15 protein-coding genes are annotated in these 16,912 nt (G+C 49.1%); 3 read left to right on the top strand and 12 right to left on the bottom strand.

Annotated elements, in window-relative coordinates:
• Window positions 1–101: 101 nt before the first annotated feature.
• From ABXS88_RS07935 to ABXS88_RS07910, 6 genes are all read right to left on the bottom strand, one after another.
• Window positions 102–1,280 (bottom strand): hypothetical protein, encoded by a 1,179-nt coding sequence (locus ABXS88_RS07935; protein ID WP_353674637.1) that lies wholly within the window; start codon window positions 1,278–1,280, stop codon window positions 102–104.
• 23 nt (window positions 1,281–1,303) lie between these two features.
• Window positions 1,304–2,569: a phosphoribosylamine--glycine ligase gene (gene purD, locus ABXS88_RS07930; protein ID WP_353674636.1), complete on the bottom strand. Its 1,266-nt coding sequence runs from the start codon at window positions 2,567–2,569 to the stop codon at window positions 1,304–1,306.
• 63 nt (window positions 2,570–2,632) lie between these two features.
• On the bottom strand, window positions 2,633–4,069 hold the full coding sequence (glgA, locus tag ABXS88_RS07925; RefSeq protein WP_353674635.1) for a glycogen synthase GlgA: 1,437 nt from the start codon (window positions 4,067–4,069) through the stop codon (window positions 2,633–2,635).
• Between the two features lie 114 nt (window positions 4,070–4,183).
• Window positions 4,184–5,467, bottom strand: a complete 1,284-nt coding sequence (gene glyA / locus ABXS88_RS07920; RefSeq protein WP_353674634.1) for a serine hydroxymethyltransferase — start codon at window positions 5,465–5,467, stop codon at window positions 4,184–4,186.
• A 111-nt stretch (window positions 5,468–5,578) separates the two neighbouring features.
• On the bottom strand, window positions 5,579–7,792 hold the full coding sequence (glgX, locus tag ABXS88_RS07915) for a glycogen debranching protein GlgX (RefSeq protein WP_353674633.1): 2,214 nt from the start codon (window positions 7,790–7,792) through the stop codon (window positions 5,579–5,581).
• A gap of 87 nt (window positions 7,793–7,879) precedes the next feature.
• On the bottom strand, window positions 7,880–8,092 hold the full coding sequence (locus tag ABXS88_RS07910) for a glycogen debranching protein (RefSeq protein ID WP_353674632.1): 213 nt from the start codon (window positions 8,090–8,092) through the stop codon (window positions 7,880–7,882).
• Window positions 8,093–8,176: 84 nt separating this feature from the next.
• Between ABXS88_RS07910 and ABXS88_RS07905 the strand changes: the two genes are divergently transcribed.
• Window positions 8,177–8,863 (top strand): glutathione S-transferase family protein, encoded by a 687-nt coding sequence (locus tag ABXS88_RS07905; protein ID WP_353674631.1) that lies wholly within the window; start codon window positions 8,177–8,179, stop codon window positions 8,861–8,863.
• On the opposite strand, the gene ABXS88_RS07900 is transcribed toward ABXS88_RS07905, so the two are convergent.
• Together ABXS88_RS07900 and ABXS88_RS07895 are read right to left on the bottom strand one after the other, a co-directional pair.
• Entirely contained in the window at window positions 8,837–9,040 is a 204-nt protein-coding gene (locus ABXS88_RS07900; RefSeq protein ID WP_353674630.1) for a DUF4114 domain-containing protein, read from the bottom strand. The genes ABXS88_RS07905 and ABXS88_RS07900 overlap by 27 nt on opposite strands.
• 64 nt (window positions 9,041–9,104) lie before the next feature.
• Window positions 9,105–9,683: a GIY-YIG nuclease family protein gene (locus ABXS88_RS07895; protein WP_353674629.1), complete on the bottom strand. Its 579-nt coding sequence runs from the start codon at window positions 9,681–9,683 to the stop codon at window positions 9,105–9,107.
• 39 nt (window positions 9,684–9,722) lie between these two features.
• Here ABXS88_RS07895 and ABXS88_RS07890 point away from each other — a divergent pair, with 39 nt between their 5' ends.
• Window positions 9,723–10,127: an SxtJ family membrane protein gene (locus ABXS88_RS07890; RefSeq protein ID WP_353674628.1), complete on the top strand. Its 405-nt coding sequence runs from the start codon at window positions 9,723–9,725 to the stop codon at window positions 10,125–10,127.
• A gap of 441 nt (window positions 10,128–10,568) precedes the next feature.
• Here ABXS88_RS07890 and ABXS88_RS07885 read toward each other — a convergent pair whose 3' ends face one another.
• Window positions 10,569–12,383 carry a glycosyltransferase family 39 protein gene (locus tag ABXS88_RS07885; protein WP_353674627.1) on the bottom strand — a complete coding sequence of 605 codons (1,815 nt, stop codon included), beginning with the start codon at window positions 12,381–12,383 and terminating at the stop codon, window positions 10,569–10,571.
• A 106-nt stretch (window positions 12,384–12,489) separates the two neighbouring features.
• On the opposite strand from ABXS88_RS07885, the gene ABXS88_RS07880 reads away from it, so the two are divergent.
• Window positions 12,490–13,509: an IS4 family transposase gene (locus ABXS88_RS07880; protein WP_353674761.1), complete on the top strand. Its 1,020-nt coding sequence runs from the start codon at window positions 12,490–12,492 to the stop codon at window positions 13,507–13,509.
• 306 nt (window positions 13,510–13,815) lie between these two features.
• On the opposite strand, the gene ABXS88_RS07875 is transcribed toward ABXS88_RS07880, so the two are convergent.
• From ABXS88_RS07875 to ABXS88_RS07865, 3 genes are all read right to left on the bottom strand, one after another.
• Window positions 13,816–15,567 carry a M61 family metallopeptidase gene (locus tag ABXS88_RS07875; RefSeq protein WP_353674626.1) on the bottom strand — a complete coding sequence of 584 codons (1,752 nt, stop codon included), beginning with the start codon at window positions 15,565–15,567 and terminating at the stop codon, window positions 13,816–13,818.
• Between the two features lie 2 nt (window positions 15,568–15,569).
• Window positions 15,570–16,253, bottom strand: a complete 684-nt coding sequence (locus ABXS88_RS07870) for a Crp/Fnr family transcriptional regulator (RefSeq protein WP_353674625.1) — start codon at window positions 16,251–16,253, stop codon at window positions 15,570–15,572.
• Window positions 16,254–16,348: 95 nt separating this feature from the next.
• Window positions 16,349–16,858, bottom strand: a complete 510-nt coding sequence (locus ABXS88_RS07865; protein ID WP_353674624.1) for a Tol biopolymer transporter periplasmic protein — start codon at window positions 16,856–16,858, stop codon at window positions 16,349–16,351.
• Between the last annotated feature and the right edge of the window lie 54 nt (window positions 16,859–16,912).

Below are 16,912 nucleotides of genomic sequence, written 5' to 3'. Positions count from 1 at the left end.
CTAGCTTTAAAACCACTGTATTCACTGTAGCCTCACTTGATATTTTAAGGGGTCTCAATGCATTTTCAGCAGAGATAGCCGTCGGGATTGGGCCAGTGGGCCTAACGGTTCACTTGATCAATGTGTCCTTGCAAGGTCGATTGATGATAATGGTGCAGGAGGCCAGCAATAACCGCGACGAATAAAACTGCTAACATTTTTAAGGGCACAATTTCTAGGCCCACGAGAAAGGGAAAATAGGCCAGGAGAGACATGCCGTTAATGGCGAGGCCCACCCAGAAGTACAGCGGAAAACGAAAACTATAAATGAGTGCAAAAACATCGGCCGCAAAGAAATAACGGTCGTGCATCTTGGGCAAACAATAGGGAATCAGCACCAGAAAGATCAGGCTGAGCTGCAGGAGTTGACTAGCATTAATGGCCTGCTTTTGGGCGATCACCCCGGCCATCAGCCCAATGACAACGCCGAGGGCCAACAACAGGCCCAGGGGAAAAAAGAGCGCATAGCCCTCGTTAGGTAGCCATTGATAGAGATTAGGGGCATTGAGGGTTAAATATCGATAGGTGTTGACCTGTTGGAAATAGATCGTCTCCAGTTCCTGCCAAGGACGGCCCGCCAGGCCCGCCGGAACCATGGCTAGGGCATAGATGACCGGCAATCCGGCCAAACTCCACCAGGGGAATTGGCGTTTAAGGATTAAAATTCCGATCACCGGTAAAAACCAGAGGGCCTGTTGTTTAAAGGCAATGGCCAGGCCGAGACACACGATGACGCCTATGGGCTGGCTTAAGCTCAAGTAGTAGAGACAACCCACCAGGCCGGTGGTGTAGAGAATATCGCACTGGCCCCAGTAGGCCCCATTGAGCACCACCGTGGGAGCAAAGCTGAAGGTCAAGGCCCCTAGGCGGGGTAAAGGCCCGAGGGGATAGTGTAGGCGGAGTAGGCGATAGATCCAAAAACCACACAGGCCCTCAAAGGGAAAAGTCAGTAGCTTAATGGCAATCAGTTTAGGAAAGGGCAAGGCTGTGGCTATGGCCAGGAGGTAGAGGTACGGCGGGGTATAGTTACTAAAATTATCCCCTAAGGCCCAAAATCCACCATTGTTTTGAATATAGTCATACCAGGGGCTAATAAAGTCTCGGTAGTCGCTGGTTTCATGGCTCAGCAGGCTCAGGCGCAGTAGAATGGCCAGAAAAATAACGCCAACGGTCTGTAGGCGCTTTGCCCCGGCGGTGTTTACCAACCGAGATAAAAACGAGCCCTGGGAGGAAGGGAACATTCCATCAAGTAGTCGGAGGACGCTTAGGTGCTCAGGGCCCGATGGCCAATGTCACGACGATAGTACATGTCTTCAAAATAGATCGGCTGAAGAACGCGATAGGCCTCGGCAATAGCTGTTTTCAGGTCTGGCCCTAGGGCCGTCATGCCCAAAACGCGACCGCCTGCCGTCAGCAGTTGTTCTGCTTGAAGTTCAGTCCCCGCATGGAACACCAAGGCTCCCAAGGCCCTGGCTTCCTCAATACCCGTAATCACTTGGCCTTTAGCATAGGCCCCAGGATAGCCCCCGGCGGCGAGAACCACACAGACCGCACTGGCCGATTGCCATTGCAGAGGGGGCAAACTCGCTAGACGTTGTTCAACACAGGCCAGGAGAACTTCCTCCAGGGGCGTGACCAGCAGAGGCAGAATGGCCTGGGTTTCGGGATCACCAAAGCGACAATTGTATTCCAGTACCTTGACCTGGCCCTCGGGGCCTACCATCAGGCCGGCATACAAAACGCCCCGGTAATCAATGCCGCGTCGGCGGAGTTCCGCTACCGTCGGTTCCAGAACCGTTTTTTGTACTTGCTCCATCAGGCTGGGCGTCGCGAGGGGAGCTGGGGCATAGACTCCCATCCCGCCCGTATTCGGGCCAGTATCCCCTTCACCAATGCGCTTATGATCCTGGGCCGGTAGGAGGGGCCGCACGGTTAGACCGTCAGTCAGGGCCAGTACAGAGACTTCTTGGCCCACTAGAAATTCTTCGACAACAACTTTGTTAAATCCTTGGCTAAAGAGCTCGGTAATAGCCTGCTGGGCTTCCGCTTCCGTCATGGCCACTACTACCCCTTTGCCAGCGGCGAGGCCATCGGCCTTAACCACAATCGGGGCCCCCTGCTGGGTCACATAGGCCTGGGCAGAGGCTTCGTTGGTAAAGGTTTCACCAAAGGCCGTCGGGACACCGGCCGCCATCATCAGGGCCTTGGCCCAGGACTTACTGGCTTCGATCTGGGCACCGACTTGGCCTGGCCCAAAGACCTTGATCCCCACCTGTCGGAGTTGATCAGCAAGGCCGAGAGTCAAAGGCAATTCTGGCCCCACCACCACCAGGTCAATGGCCTGGCCCTGGCAGAATTGGGTAATTCCCGTTATATCGTCTCCGCTGAGGGCAATATTTTCTGTTTTAGGGAGGGTGGCTGTTCCGCCATTACCCGGCAAGCAGTAGCAACGTTCGACCTGGGGAGATTGGACAAGCTGGTGGGCCAGGGCATGTTCACGGCCGCCACTGCCGACAACAACAATTTTCATAGCAGTTCGGATGGATGATTCACAAGGGCAGGGTCAATTAGCGTTAAGGGCCGGTTTTCTAGCCTAGAGTCGAGTTGCAATAGTTAACTTATCTAAAGTGGCTTGCTCCTGGGCAGACAATTCTCCCGGTTGGCCCGTCACTTCTTTATAGGTTTTAATGTACTCACCAGCGGAACGATACCAGCTAAAGTTCATGCGCATGGCCCGCTGTTGCAGTTTGCGCCAATCAGCTTTATACCGGAAGCCTTCCCAGGCCCGAACCATGGCCGTAAAGAAGTCGAGGGGTTCATAACGGTCAAAGCTATAACCCGTACCGCTTTCATGGATGGGGTCATAGAAGGAAACCGTATCCACCAGACCCCCTGTCTTCCGCACAATGGGAATCGAACCGTAGCGCATGGCCATCAATTGACTCAGGCCACAGGGTTCAAAGCGCGAGGGCATCAAAAAGACATCACTACCGGCATAAACCCGACGGGACAGGGCATCATTGTGCAACAATTGCACCGCCATCCGGCCGGGAAAACGGGAGGCCATTTGCCAGAGTTGGGTTTCGTAGTAACGGTCGCCCGTGCCCAGGATCACCAGTTGGGCATCGGTATAGGCCATGAAACGGTCAAGGATCTGGATCAGTAGATCAATGCCCTTTTGATCCACCAGCCGCGAAACCATTCCCATTAGCATGGCATTGCGGTTAACCTCCAGGCCAGTTTCCTCCTGCAGGGCCACCTTGTTCAAGGCTCGTTGATCGAGGGTATCGGCGGTAAAGTTGCTCTGGATAAAGCGATCCGTAGCCGGATTATAAAATTCTGTATCAATCCCGTTGAGGATGCCCCGCAGGTTTTGGCTAACAAAGGACAGCAGGCCCTCTAGTTTTTCCCCGTAGGCTGGTGTCTGGATCTGGGCCGCGTAGGTGGGGGAAACAGTGGTAACGCGGTTGGCAAACTGAATGGCCGCCGCCATGGCATTATCCCCCTGCATATACCAAGGGCACCAGGTCATTTTTTCTAACAGGCCGCGCCAGGGGCCTTGATAGGCCAGATTATGGATCGTAAAGACCGTCGCAATATCGGGGGATTGGTGCATCCAGACAGGAATCATCCCCGTATGCCAGTCATGGCAATGGATCACATCGGGCTTCCAGTAATTCCAGGCAAACTCAGCGGCCCCGTTGGCAAAAAACGTAAAACGCCAGCCTTCGTCTTCCCCTTGATAAATGCGTCGGGGGTTGAAACAGGGATGGCCAAAAAGATAGAGGGGAATGTCGCTACTTGGCAGGGCCGTTTCATAAACCGCAAAGTCCTGAAACATAGCCGAGCCTTTCCAGACGGGTTCCGAGGGAATTTCAATTTTGTCGGGCAGAAAACCGTAGTAGGGCATAAAAATGCGGACATCATAGCCGAGTTTCCGCAATACCTTCGGCAAGGAGCCCACCACATCTCCCATCCCGCCGGCCTTGGCCAAGGGGGCCACTTCCGCCGCGACAAATAAAATTCGCATATCCGCTGTATTTTTTCTGAACAGGTATGCAGAGATTATAGGGGAGAGCGTTACCCAGGCATAGCACCCAAGGCTCAAGCCAGTCGGCTCTCCTCCTACACCCCTAGAACCTGATTAGACGAGGGCTGGTACTGGAATACGCAAATGGGGATAGAGGGGAAAACGCTGACACAGACGAGTAACCCGTTCGAGGCAATCTTGTCGGTTGGCCTCATCATCGGGATTAAGTAAGTGGTCGGCCAGAATATCCGCAATTTCCCGGAATTCCGCTTCGCCCAGACCGCGGGTGGTCATGGCGGGAGAGCCTAGACGCAGACCACTGGTGACAAAGGGAGATTCGGGGTCAAAGGGAACGGTATTTTTATTGGCCGTGATGTGAACTTGGCTTACCAGTTGATCCGCCACCTTACCTGTCATACCGATGGAACGCAGATCTACTAGCATCAGGTGATTATCAGTGCCGTTGGAAACCAATTTGAAGCCCCGCTGTTGTAGTTGGCTGGCCATGGCCTGGGCGTTGGCAATCACTTGACCGGAATAGGTCTTGAAGCTGGGTTGCAGGGCCTCTCCAAAGGCGACAGCCTTGGCGGCAATGACGTGCTCTAGAGGGCCGCCCTGGGTACCGGGGAACACGGCTTTGTCTAATTTTTTACCGAGTTCGGCATCCTGGGTCAGGATCAAGCCGCCTCGAGGGCCACGCAAGGTTTTGTGGGTCGTCGTCGTAACCACATCACAGTAGGGGAGGGGACTGGGGTGATGCCCTGTGGCCACTAGGCCGGCAATGTGGGCAATATCTGCTAATAGATAGGCCCCGACTTCATCGGCAATGGCCCGGAATTTGTCGAAGTGGATGGTGCGGGGATAGGCTGAATAGCCGCAGATCAGGAGTTTGGGACGGACTTTGAGGGCCAATTCCCGGATTTGGTCATAGTCGAGCTGTTCCGTTTCAGGGCTCACGCCGTAGTGATGCACCTTAAACCATTTACCCGAAACATTTACCGGGGAGCCATGGGTTAGGTGGCCACCGTGGGACAGATCCATGCCCATGATCGTGTCACCGGGTTCGAGGAGGGTCAGGAAGACGGCAAAATTGGCCTGGGCGCCGGAGTGGGGCTGGACATTGGCATGGGCCGCGCCGAAGAGTTGCTTGGCCCGGTCGATGGCAAGTTGTTCCGCTTCATCAATAAATTCACAGCCTCCGTAGTACCGTTTTCCCGGTAGGCCCTCGGCATACTTGTTGGTGAGGACTGACCCTTGGGCGGCCATAACAGCGGCGGAGGTAAAGTTTTCGCTAGCGATCAATTCGATATGGATACGTTGACGCTGTAACTCCCGGTCGATAATAGCGGCGATGGCCGGGTCAGTGTCGGCGAGAAATTCTAGATTCGTTTTAGTCACGTCGATTCCCATTCCTGTAAACGGCTTCAAGGGTGGAGGCTGTCAAACCCTTTATTATAAAGCTTAGCAAGCTCAGCGCAAACCATTGCCCGATACGGCAACGCCCCGCTGTTACCCTGTGGCCTTTGCCATCAGAACCACGGAAGTACGGGCCTGAACCCGATAGGTCGTCTCCATTACCATAGGGGCCAGGGCCAATTCACAAAAGTCTTCGGGGGTGGGCAAATAGGTATCGACAACCCGATGCCAGGCCAAGCCAGACGGGAGGGGGGGAATTTCAAAGGTCAGGGCCTCCCAGTAGGCATTAAACATCAGGTAGAGCAGTTCATCGGCCCTGGGTTCATGGAGGGTTAGGGCCAGGGAGTGGGAGTAGTGGTACCAGTCCGGCTGGAGGAGTTTGACCCCATGCCAGATCACGTAGGGCCGGGTTTGTTGACTAGTCTGTTCGAGGTAGCGAGCCCGCAGGGCCACTTCATCCACGGGCGGCAGGATCTTTTCTTCCTCTTCCTGTTCGAGTTCCGGTTCCTCAATGGGTTGACGGGGAATTTCTATCTGCAGGATATCGAGGACTCGTTCTTCCTGGAAAATCTGGAGGGATTGGGTCAATTGAATCAGACCTCGCAGGAAGTGGGTTTCATCGCTGTGGTTTTCCTCCCCTTGCCAATCAAACCAGCTCAGCTCGTTGTCCTGGCAGTAGGCGTTATTGTTGCCTTTCTGGGTTCGGCGCACGGGGTCACCCATTAATAGCATGGGGGTGCCCTGGGAAAAGAAAAGGATGGTCAGGAAGTTTTTAATTTGGCGTAGGCGTAGGACATTAATTTTCGGGTCGTCGGTTTCGCCCTCAGTACCACAGTTCCAACTAAAGTTGTCGTTGGTGCCGTCACGATTTTTTTCGCCATTGGCCTCGTTGTGCTTAAGGTTATAGGAAACGAGGTCATTAAGAGTAAAGCCATCATGGCAAGTGACAAAGTTAATACTGCGGTTGATATCGGTGTCCTGACGGTGGTAGATATCGGGACTACCTAGGAGTCGATAGGCCAGTCTGACCACGGTATTTTCGTCGCCCTTGACAAAGCGCCGCACATCATCCCGGAAGGGCCCATTCCACTCCGCAAACCAATCCGCTAATTCGACGAATTTGCCGACACTATAGAGGCCCGCCGCATCCCAGGCCTCAGCAATGAGCTTGGTTCCCGCTAAAATTGGGTCGGATTCAATGGCCCAGATAATATTGACCGTGCCCATATCCGTGGCATGGATAGGATTGCCATTCACATCCCGCGCCAGCACCGAGGCCAGATCAAAGCGAAACCCGTCCACATGCATCACCGACACCCAGTAGCGCAGACAATCGAGAATCAGTCCCCCAACCACAGGGTGGTTGGCCTTGACGCTATTACCGCAACCACTGTAGTTACTGTACTGTGATTTGTCCTCATCTAAAATGTAGTAGGTACTGTTATCAATACCCCGAAAGGACTGGGTCGGCCCCTTTTCGTTACCCTCGGCAGTGTGGTTAAACACCACGTCTAGAATGACTTCAATGCCTTCCTCGTGCAGGGCCTTGACCATATCTCGAAATTCATCCACTGGGCCGAGGGGGTCGCGTCGAGAACTATAGGCCCGGTGCGGTGCGAAAAAGCTGATCGTACTATAGCCCCAGTAGTTGGTCAGTCCGGGTTGGGCATCCTCCGGGTCAAAGTAATGCACCGGCAACAGTTCCACTGCTGTAATGCCCAATTCCTTCAGGTAGGGAATTTTTTCAATCAAACCGGCAAAGGTGCCTCGTTTTTCTGCCGGCAGGCCAGAATTGGGATTTTTGGTAAAGCCGCCGACGTGCAGTTCGTAGATCACACTAGCGGCGTAGGGCGTGCGGGGGGGCCGGTCGCCTTCCCAGTTGTAGCCGTAGGGACTGGTATCCACCACCACACTGCGGAGGGCCTGGGCGCAATTATCTCCGGGAACCATAGCCGCTTGGCGGTCATATATTTCATCCCCCACAATCGCCTTGGCGTAGGGGTCGAGCAACACTTTAGTCGGGTCAAAGCGATGGCCGTTCTCCGGTTCCCAAGGGCCCTCCACACGATAGGCATAAACCTGGCCCTCCATCAGGCCCTCGACGAAAATATGCCAGTAAAAAAAGGTGCGATTCCGCTTCGGATCTAGGGCAATAACCTGGCTTGGCTCAGGGCTATTGGGACTATCAAATAGTAATAGCTCAATGCCCGTAGCATGTTTCGAAAAAAGGCAGAAATTAACACCATCAAGATAAACGCTGGCCCCCAGAGGAGAGGTTTGTCCGGGACGAGTGGGGTTAGATGGCATTGAGGGTCTCCATAGCAAAGGGCAGGGCCTATCCAAATCTTAGGAGAAAATTTGGGAAGGGGAACGCGCTTTGACTTGGACTAAGAATTAAAAACTTAACTTGAGGGCATTCACTGGCACCTCATCCCAGGACTCGACGGTGCGGAGCTGGGCCGACCAGCCCTGTTGTTTTTGCTCATCGCTGAGATTACTTAACCAGCTTTGATGACAATCCTGGGCCGCTGTTTCATCTAGACAGGCAATGCAAGCATAGACAATGCCCGTGGGATCGAGTTGTTCATTAACCCAGATGGTTGCCATGGTGCTTGCCTCGTTAACGGAAAAGTCTGGATTTCTTGGTGGATCTTCGAGTGAGAAAATAGGGCCAAAGAAGTAGGTAATACAATGTTGTTACTTCAATTTAGCACCTCCCATTATTGCCGTAAAGCGCGCCTTGCCTTAGGTTACAAGGGCCTGGCCTATCAAGTCCGCAATCTAACCCCCGGCCTCCATGCCCTACAACTAAGGCCCTTGACCGGCCTGACCACGGTTCCTGTCCTCTTGCCCCAAATCGCTGGTCAGCCTGAGTTTATTGCCGATTCCAGTCATATTTTTCGTTACCTGGAACGTTATCAACCCGACCCCCCTTTATTTTTGAGTAATCCCGAGCACCAACACCAGGCCGAACTTTTGGAAGATTGGTTAGATGAAAGCATTGGCACGGCTACCCGCTTTGTGTACTATCACTTCCGGGCGGGGGAGGGTAAGGCCCTGGATCCGTCCCTACCTAGTCAGATCGTAATCAATATTGTGCGGGCCCAGTATGGCATCAATGCCGCTTCCGTGGCCCTGGCTGAAGAACGCTTGGCCCTGGCCCTGCGGGTACTGGCCCCCTGGCAAGACCGGCCCTACCTCTGTAGTGACCAGATCAGTATTGCCGATGTGACTGCCGCTGCCCTGCTCAGTCCCCTGGCCCGGATTCCTGACTATCGAGACAACTATCCCTGGTTATTCCAGCGGATTGGAGAGATTCACCAGCAATGCCGGGAACCCCTCCCCCCTGGCCTAGAGGCTAGCAAAGGTGACCTCTAGCACCGCATCGTTGTAGTCCCGGTCGCCCCCTCCCGGAAGATCTTCAAAACCCCAGAGATTTTGGCCCAAGCGACGAACATGACTCTCTTGGTTTGGGTTGGCGGCCCCGAAGGAGAAGAAACCCTGCACGGCTTTATCGGGGCTATTTCCCGAATGGCTGGCCAGCAGCTCGGCCACCGATGTTAGTTCTGCTGCAACGTAAAACTGCGTAGGTTGTCCATTGCTTACAATCAACGTGACATTAGGCTTTTTTCCCAAAGGGTTGGCCCCACCATTGCCAGCATTCCTTGTTGAAGGGCGGCCGCCACTTGAGAATCAGGTCTCGCTCCCAGCGTTGGAGAATTTTTTTGTGATTGGGTAGATGGTGCCAAAAAGCCGAAACAACGGCAACAGGAAACTCATAACGTCGATGCAGTTCCACGTAGCGAAATAGATAGGTTTTGCAGTCGTGGGTACCCCGCCAGCGCTGGTTAGCCGTGAGCTTGGTTTCACCGATGTAGAGGAGCAGAGGAAGCTGACGATCCAGAATGAAATACAGACACCCTTGTTGAGAATTGATGGTTGCCTGGGGGGCCTGACGCCAAAAGAGAGCTGAGTGAGTAGACAGCTCAAAGGGATCAATCTGCTCCGGCTGGTGCCAACTGGTTGGGCCAGTCTCAAAAAGGGATTGCTGTTGGGGTACGGCTTGACTACGCAGGGCCTGTTGGTAATCGTAAATCCTTTGCTTCCAGCGCCTCAGACCCTCTGGGTCGAGGGTTGGGGCCGCCGACCGGGGCACCTGGTAGGGAGAAGGGGCATCAAAAAGGCTAAGCTGTTTCAAGCAAATATTTGGATCAATTCAAGCACGTCTCAATTCATCATGGCAGAAACCTCCTCCCTCACTCCTAAATTACTCCGGAAATTTGGCCTAATCATGGGCGCGGTCATTGCGGGACTCTTTGGCCTGGTCATTCCCCTCTGGAAAGGCCATGGGCTCGGGCCTTGGCCCTGGGGTCTGGCAGGTCTTTTTGTAGGTCTTGGTTTCAGCTATCCTCAGGCCCTGGGCCCCATCTACCGCTTTTGGATGAAATTAGGCCATGTCCTAGGCTGGGTCAACAGTCGGCTCATTTTAGGATTAATTTTTTTCCTGGTCGTAACCCCCATGGCCATTGTTATGAAACTTCTAAAACGGGATACCATGGTCCGCCAGTTTGAGCCCCAACGTCCAAGCTATCGCCAACGTAGTCGAGTCCGGGAGCCCCAGCACCTGCAAAAGCCCTACTAAGCCGCTATCCACGCCAAAATCCATTACAGCTAACTCGATTTTGAAATTGGAGCTTAATCGGGCCAACGTCGGAAATGAGACGATGACTGCTATCTGCAAGGGGCACTTCCTGGTGATCGACCGCTTCAAGTTAGAGCTGGATATATTCAGGCATGTAGAGATGCACTCCCCCAGAATTAATGAAGGCTTCTACTTGCATCCGTTGGAGGTGTTGTTGACCTCACTGAAGGACACAAGTGCCTCAAACCCTTGCTAGGACTGGGTTTAATTAAATCGACCAGCCCACAATTTCCCAACGCTCAAACCCTTGTTGTATATGGGTTACAAGCAGAGCACTAGTAAAAGTACTGAGAAATGTGTCCGTCACTCAGGTTGTTGACTAGGATTTCTGAGTTTCAGGTCAGTTTAAATAAGGTTAAAAAACTTATTGTTTTATAGTATTTATGATTTGTGTTGCTTATCGTATCTTGCATTTAAGTAAAGACTAAAAATTTCATTACCTTCTTTTGTTGGCACTTTGTATTGTTCGATTTCAAACCATTCACTATTGCTTGCCAGGTGTTGGTTTAAGTGTCCATCAGGTGTGTTTGATACTATTGCACAAACAATACCATCAGGAAACTCTTGTTCTAGATGACTTGACTGATTATCAACATCAACGTGTTTGATTTTAAAATCATTCATCTTCGACTTGAGTAATTGCCACAATGGATACTCCCAAGTATCTTCCTGGAAATTAAGACCAATGTATTTGCATTTGCTATCTAGTATGGCATCAGAAATTTTTTGATATGGTTCTTTTAATTCTTTTCTTGATCCGCTAAAATAAGTGTCCAGTCGACTCAGGCTTAAAATAGAAGCAGATTGTTCTTGCTGTTGTTGATACGATACTATCGGCAATGCAATTAGAGGATGGCGAATAGAAGTTAGCGAATAAAATATTGCAAGGCTTGCAATCGAAAAAAGAACAAAAATCTTTATTTTTTTATGGACAAAAAAGCAAATGGATAGAGTAACAACAGGCATGGCTATTAAGAAATTAATCAATAGCAATCGATTATGAAAGACTGACCACTTTAACAGTGTAGAGAAAATAAAAAAATTAACAATGACAATGATCAAGATACAAATTATGTTATTTTTGTTGTTTAAGTTTATGCTTGATTTTTGAAAAAGCATTTTTTTTATGATTATCAAACCGCCTAACATTAAAAATATCAAGTAAATTGGACTACCAACGAAGTCTTCATGGGGAACTAAATACTTTAGTAAATTTTCTTCATTTAAGATACTACGTCCACCCAAGTTAATCCTAGGATCATCAACGGCGACAAAGAGAATATTCTTGTGAACCCATTCTATTACTGTTTTGAGTGGATTTATTGGGAGATTAATAATTATATTTTTAAACAAACTAGAAATAGTATATTTTATCCCAAAAGCGGTTGATCGAGTTCCTGTATCTATACCCAAAAAATTTCCGAAAAGAATTTTATTTCTTAAAAAATGAGGCAATGATAAACCCAAGCTAAATCCGATAAATGTAAACAAATAAAAAAGTTTGTTTCTGATTGACCAGATTCTGATTGTGAAGATTCTGCAGAGAAAAAATATCGATAGGGAGAGTCCGTAAATTAAGGCAGTAGGTTTAGTTAAAATTGCCAATCCAAAAGACAAGCAAGCCCAAGTAATATTATCGGCAAGTTTTTTGGTATCATTTTGGACAATAAAGTAAGTATAACAAAGTATCCAGAAAGCTGTCACCAAATCACTCTGAGTTGTAGTAGATTGCATGATAGCCATTGGAAAACAAGTAGTTAAAAAAGCACCAACCCATTGATATTTTTCTCCAATGGTTTCTTTAACTATCAAGGATGTACAAATTATACTACCTAAAAAAGCAACCCATTGAACACAGTTTACCAAATAATCATTACCAGAAAGAAGTGTAACTTGTAAGGTTAAGTAGGATGCCCCAGGAGAGAAAGAGATTTGTCTTAGATTGTTTGTAGGATAAGGAATAATACTCTGGTTCTGTATCCAATGCATAACTTTAGGCAAATGATAAGTCATGGAATCCCAATTGTTAGGTGCTCCTACCACAGCCGTTACTAAGGTGATTGCCAAAATAATAACAACTGGCATCAAGACCCAAAAATCGCATTTGTCTGATAAGATGACCTTTATTTTTAAATAAAGTTTTTGGAAAAATTCTTTTATTTCATATTTCGCCTTTTGGTGTAAATAAAGTATCAAAGTGATATTGACAAGACCAGAAGTGTTGAATGTTAGAAGAAAATCAAAAAGGTAAAGCCCCTAAACTTGTATAATTAGGGGCACAAAATCAAAATAACTGAATATGATTATATCAAACTTTCCTCAAGTTGTGCAAAAGCATCTGGGTCACTTGCCCAAAAAGGATTATCCAGAACTGGACACCTTTAAGTTTGTCTCAATTTGGCTAAGTTTCGTGCTAGACCAAAGCCAAACAAGCATGAGAAGTCAATTCAAGAGATTAAACGCGAGAGGAGAGTCAGTAGATATATCGACCTTCTCAAAAGCAAGTAAAAAGCGAAACCCAAAGGTTTTTAAAGAAATATTAAAAAAGCTAAAAAAAGAAGTAGAAGTCTCTCGAGAACCAGAAAAAAGGGAACTGGTTTTGTTTCCACTGGACTCAACAGTGATATCGTTAACGAGCAAATTATTATGGAGACAAGGACATCATCAGGTAAAACTATTTAGTGGGATTAATTTAGACACAGGAGCCCCAGGAGGAATAGTAATTAATTTTGGTCAAGGGCATGATAGTAAATATGGGAATGAAACGATAGAAGCAACGCCAGAGAATGGAGTTGGGATAATGGATAGAGGATTTTGTAGTCTAGCAAGAATAGCAAAACTGCAAGAAGAGAAAGAGCGTTACTTTGTGTTAAGAACAAAGAACAATATAAGCTTAAATATGCTGGAAAATGGAAAGTATGAAATAGGAAGTGGGAAGGAAAAGCTAGAAGGAAGAGTAGTAGTATTTAGTGATAGAGAAGAAAGAACAGAGTTTAGGTTGGCAACAAATTTACCAGAAGAGGGAGAGGGAGGAATAAGTAATGAAGAGATAGCTGAGTTTTATCGATTGCGTTGGCAAATAGAACTATTATGGAAGTTCTTAAAAATGCACTTAAAGTTGGACAGGCTAATCACTAAAAATACAAACGGAATAGAGATTCAGATTTATAGTTGCCTGATTGGATATTTAATGTTGAGATTGGTAAGAATTCCGAAAGAGTTTGGGGAATCTTTATTAGATAAGCTACGGTATTTACAGGCATTTATGTGTGAAAAAATAAGTTATGTACACTGGCTAAGAGAGTTAGTGGTAAATTGTTGAATCTGGGCTTTTACAGAATCGTTGTGTCTATTCCTTGGTGGTTCAAATAAACCATTCAATATTTCTGTGACAAGACTAAACCCCAACCATAACAGGCTCAAATTATTTTGAGTTAATTCTTGGTTTATACTAAGTATTTCATTGGTGAGAGTTATCCAAACGCCTGTTATTATGCAACTTTTGATAAATAGTAGCCGAGCACTATTATCATTTCCTAAGCAAAGTAAAACAAAATAGACGCTTAAAAATCCAGCAAATAAATACAATATATTCATTGTTGTGTTTCAAATTTATCTCAAACTATTCCTAAATACCAAAACCTAACCAACCCTGGAGATTCTGTCGTTGACGTTCCGAGGGCCGTTCCAGGGGGATCAACTCATAGCGACTGGGTTGGGGTGGGGCTAAGCGAACCGTCACCGTTTGCAGTTGGTCTTGGTGGAAGATGGTTAATTCAATCTGGCCCTCTACTGGGTAATCCTTGAGACGGTCAGCCAGTTGATCGGCACTGACGCGCAGGCCATTCAGGGCCAGAAGTTCATCATCAGGGCTAATACCAGCTTTTTCAGCAGGGGAATTCCGAGCCACAAATTTAATTTTGTTAACGCCGTTTTCGCTCTGCACCTTAAGGCCTAGGTAGGGGCTAGACTCTTCTAGAATAGGCTTGAGGGTCAACCCAAAAGGTTCTAGGTAAGCGTCAAAGGGGAGTTCTTCGGTGCTATGGAGGTAACGCTGGAAGAAGTCTTGGAGATCCAAACCAGTAACGGCCTCAATTTCTGCCTTTAACTGGTCAGGGGTAAAGCCAATTTCGTCTTTCCCAAATTTTTCCCACAGGCCCTGGAGCACTTGGTCAAAGGAGCGTTGATTTTGGTGGCGCTCCCGGATTAGTAAATCCAGCAGAAGCGTCACCAATTCCCCCTTGAGGTAGTAGGAAATCTGGCTGTTATCACTGTTGGCATCACGGCGATAGAGCTTAATCCAGGCATCAAAGCTAGATTCCGCTAGGGGTTGAACCAAGCGGCCGGGCGTGAGCAGGTAACGGGTGATTTCCTGGCTTAAATTCTTGAGAAATGTCTTGCCATCGTAGATACCGGCCCGGAGGGGAATGAGCAGATCATAGTAACTGGTGGTTCCTTCAGAAAACCAGAGAGATTCGGTATAGTTTTCCTGCCCGTAGTCAAAGCTTTCCAGGGCCTTGGGCCGGAGACGCTTAACGTTCCAGAGATGGAAAAATTCGTGGGCCACTAATTGCAGGAAGCGTTGATACTTCTCCGGGTCACGAAAGCCAAAACGGGAATAATTTAATGTGCAGGAATTCTGATGCTCCAGGCCACCGTAGCCTTGGCTAGAAAGATGCAAGATAAAAAGATAATGATCGTAGGGCAGACCACCAAAGAGTTGGGCCTCAACTTCAATGATTTTTTGTGTATCGGCCAACAGTTGCGCCACGTTAAGATTCCCATCTCCCCAAATGGCAAAGGTATGAGACTTCCCCAATACTTCAAACCGATGAATTTGATGGGTTCCGACCTCGACGGGACTATCCACTAATGTGTCAAAATTCAGTACCTGGAAACAGTTTGGCTTACCCGGAAGGGGAGCCAGGGCCGTCGAAACCTGCCAATCGGCTTGGGGAGGAACGATTTCTAGGGTCAGGGGCAACCGCTCGTAACCGGGAATCCAGTAGAATAGGGCTGCGCCATTAAAATAACCGTGGCTGGTGTCGAGGTGATTAGTTCGCACCGACAGGTCGTAGGCATAGACCCGATAGGTGACTTGAACTTGTTCACAGCTTTCGGTGTTAATTTGCCAATGGTTTTTACGCTGTTTGGTGACGGTTAAAAGGTTTTGTGTGCTCAGATCTGTAGCTTTTAATTCCTGCACATGGCGCTCGTATTCCCGGATGAGGTAGGAACCAGGAGTCCAGACGGGCATTTTCAGATCCAAAACTGGAGCAGACCAGGAGGTGACCGTGAGGGCCACTTCAAAGTAATGGTTGGCCGGTTCCGGCAGGGCCACTTGGTAGTGCAATTGGGGCAGATTTGCAGTGGAGGACATTGCTAAAATTGTTTAGAAAAATGATGGAGCTGTTTAAGGGCCGGTAAACAGAAACAGGATTCCTCCGGTAAAACCCGCAATAATTGATGGGCTTCTAGATTCTCTAGGGTCGCCGCAATGATAGACGGTTCTGTGTGAACCAGATCGGCGAGGGTTTGTTTACTGAAGTGAAAAATTTCTACGCCCCGGTCAGTGGTTCTACCATAGTTTTCCGCTAGATAAACCAGAGTCTTCATCAACTGCCGTTGGGGAGATTGGTAGGTGGATTTAAGGCGTCGGTAGAGGTGGCGGACTCGTTGGGTGGTCAACTTCAACATCCGCTGTTGGATCTGGGAATCTTTGAGGAGAAGTTGGAGAAAGCGTTGGGCTGAAAAAACTAAAAGTCGGACTTCTGACAGGGCCACCACCTGCGTGAGGGGCGGATAATCATCCAGGACGGCCATCGTGCCAAAATAACTACCTTGACCAAAGATATCGAGGGTTTTTTCGATGCCTTCCACTTGGGTACAGACCTGAACCCAACCGGACAAAATAAAGGCCACCTCCCGTCCCCAGTTATCGGGTTGAGCCAAGATGGTTTGGGGGGGATGAACTTGCGGGTTGGCTAGGGATAAAATCCAGGCGAGGGTTTCCCTATTGGCCGTACTAAAAAGGGGAAGCTGTTCACCCAGTAATTCGGGTTCCATGGCAATGGGGATAGGGACGCAGGCATCAGCCTCAAAGAGAATGCTCTATCATCACATTGCTGTCCTGAAACTGTCAATTAACCTATTGATGGAAGCTATTCCAACAGACGATTTCCCTGACGATCCATCACCATGATGTCCCATTGGCCCTGCTTGGCTACTTCAAAGGCCAGACGTTCGCCATCAGCACTAATGGTCGGATTGCGAGTGTCCGCCGCGAGGTCTGCCGTCAGATTACGTTTCTGTTGCGTTTCTCGGTCGTAAAGCACAATATCCGAGGCCCCTTGGCGACTTACAGCAAAAACAATGTAGCGACCATCCTCTGATATCGCAGGCTGGGAAGCCACTTGATCAAGACTGTTGAGACCAGGAAGCGGTAGAAGCTGGCGCGTTTGGGTATTAAAAAGATAGATGGCCTGGGAACCATTGCGGTCGGACGCAAAAACCACGAAGGGAGGCGTGATCTGCGGGTCTAGGTCGTCGGCAGGACTATTGAAACCCCTGCCCCCCCGCTCAAAAGGCAGGTTGAGATAACGGGGGTACCCCCCGCAGGCCGTCAACCCTAGGAGCAGGGCGAAGGCCAGTAAAATCGACCGGATCTTCATAAACAGAGACGGGTAACGCGCTTGCTTTTCCCAATTTAGGCCAAGGGGCCGCAA

Origin of the sequence: Synechocystis sp. LKSZ1, assembly GCF_040436315.1 — a bacterium.
In the GTDB taxonomy this organism is placed as follows: domain Bacteria; phylum Cyanobacteriota; class Cyanobacteriia; order Cyanobacteriales; family Microcystaceae; genus Synechocystis.
The sequence above is the reverse complement of the archived record's forward strand: the minus strand, read 5'-3'. Positions and strand labels throughout refer to the sequence as shown.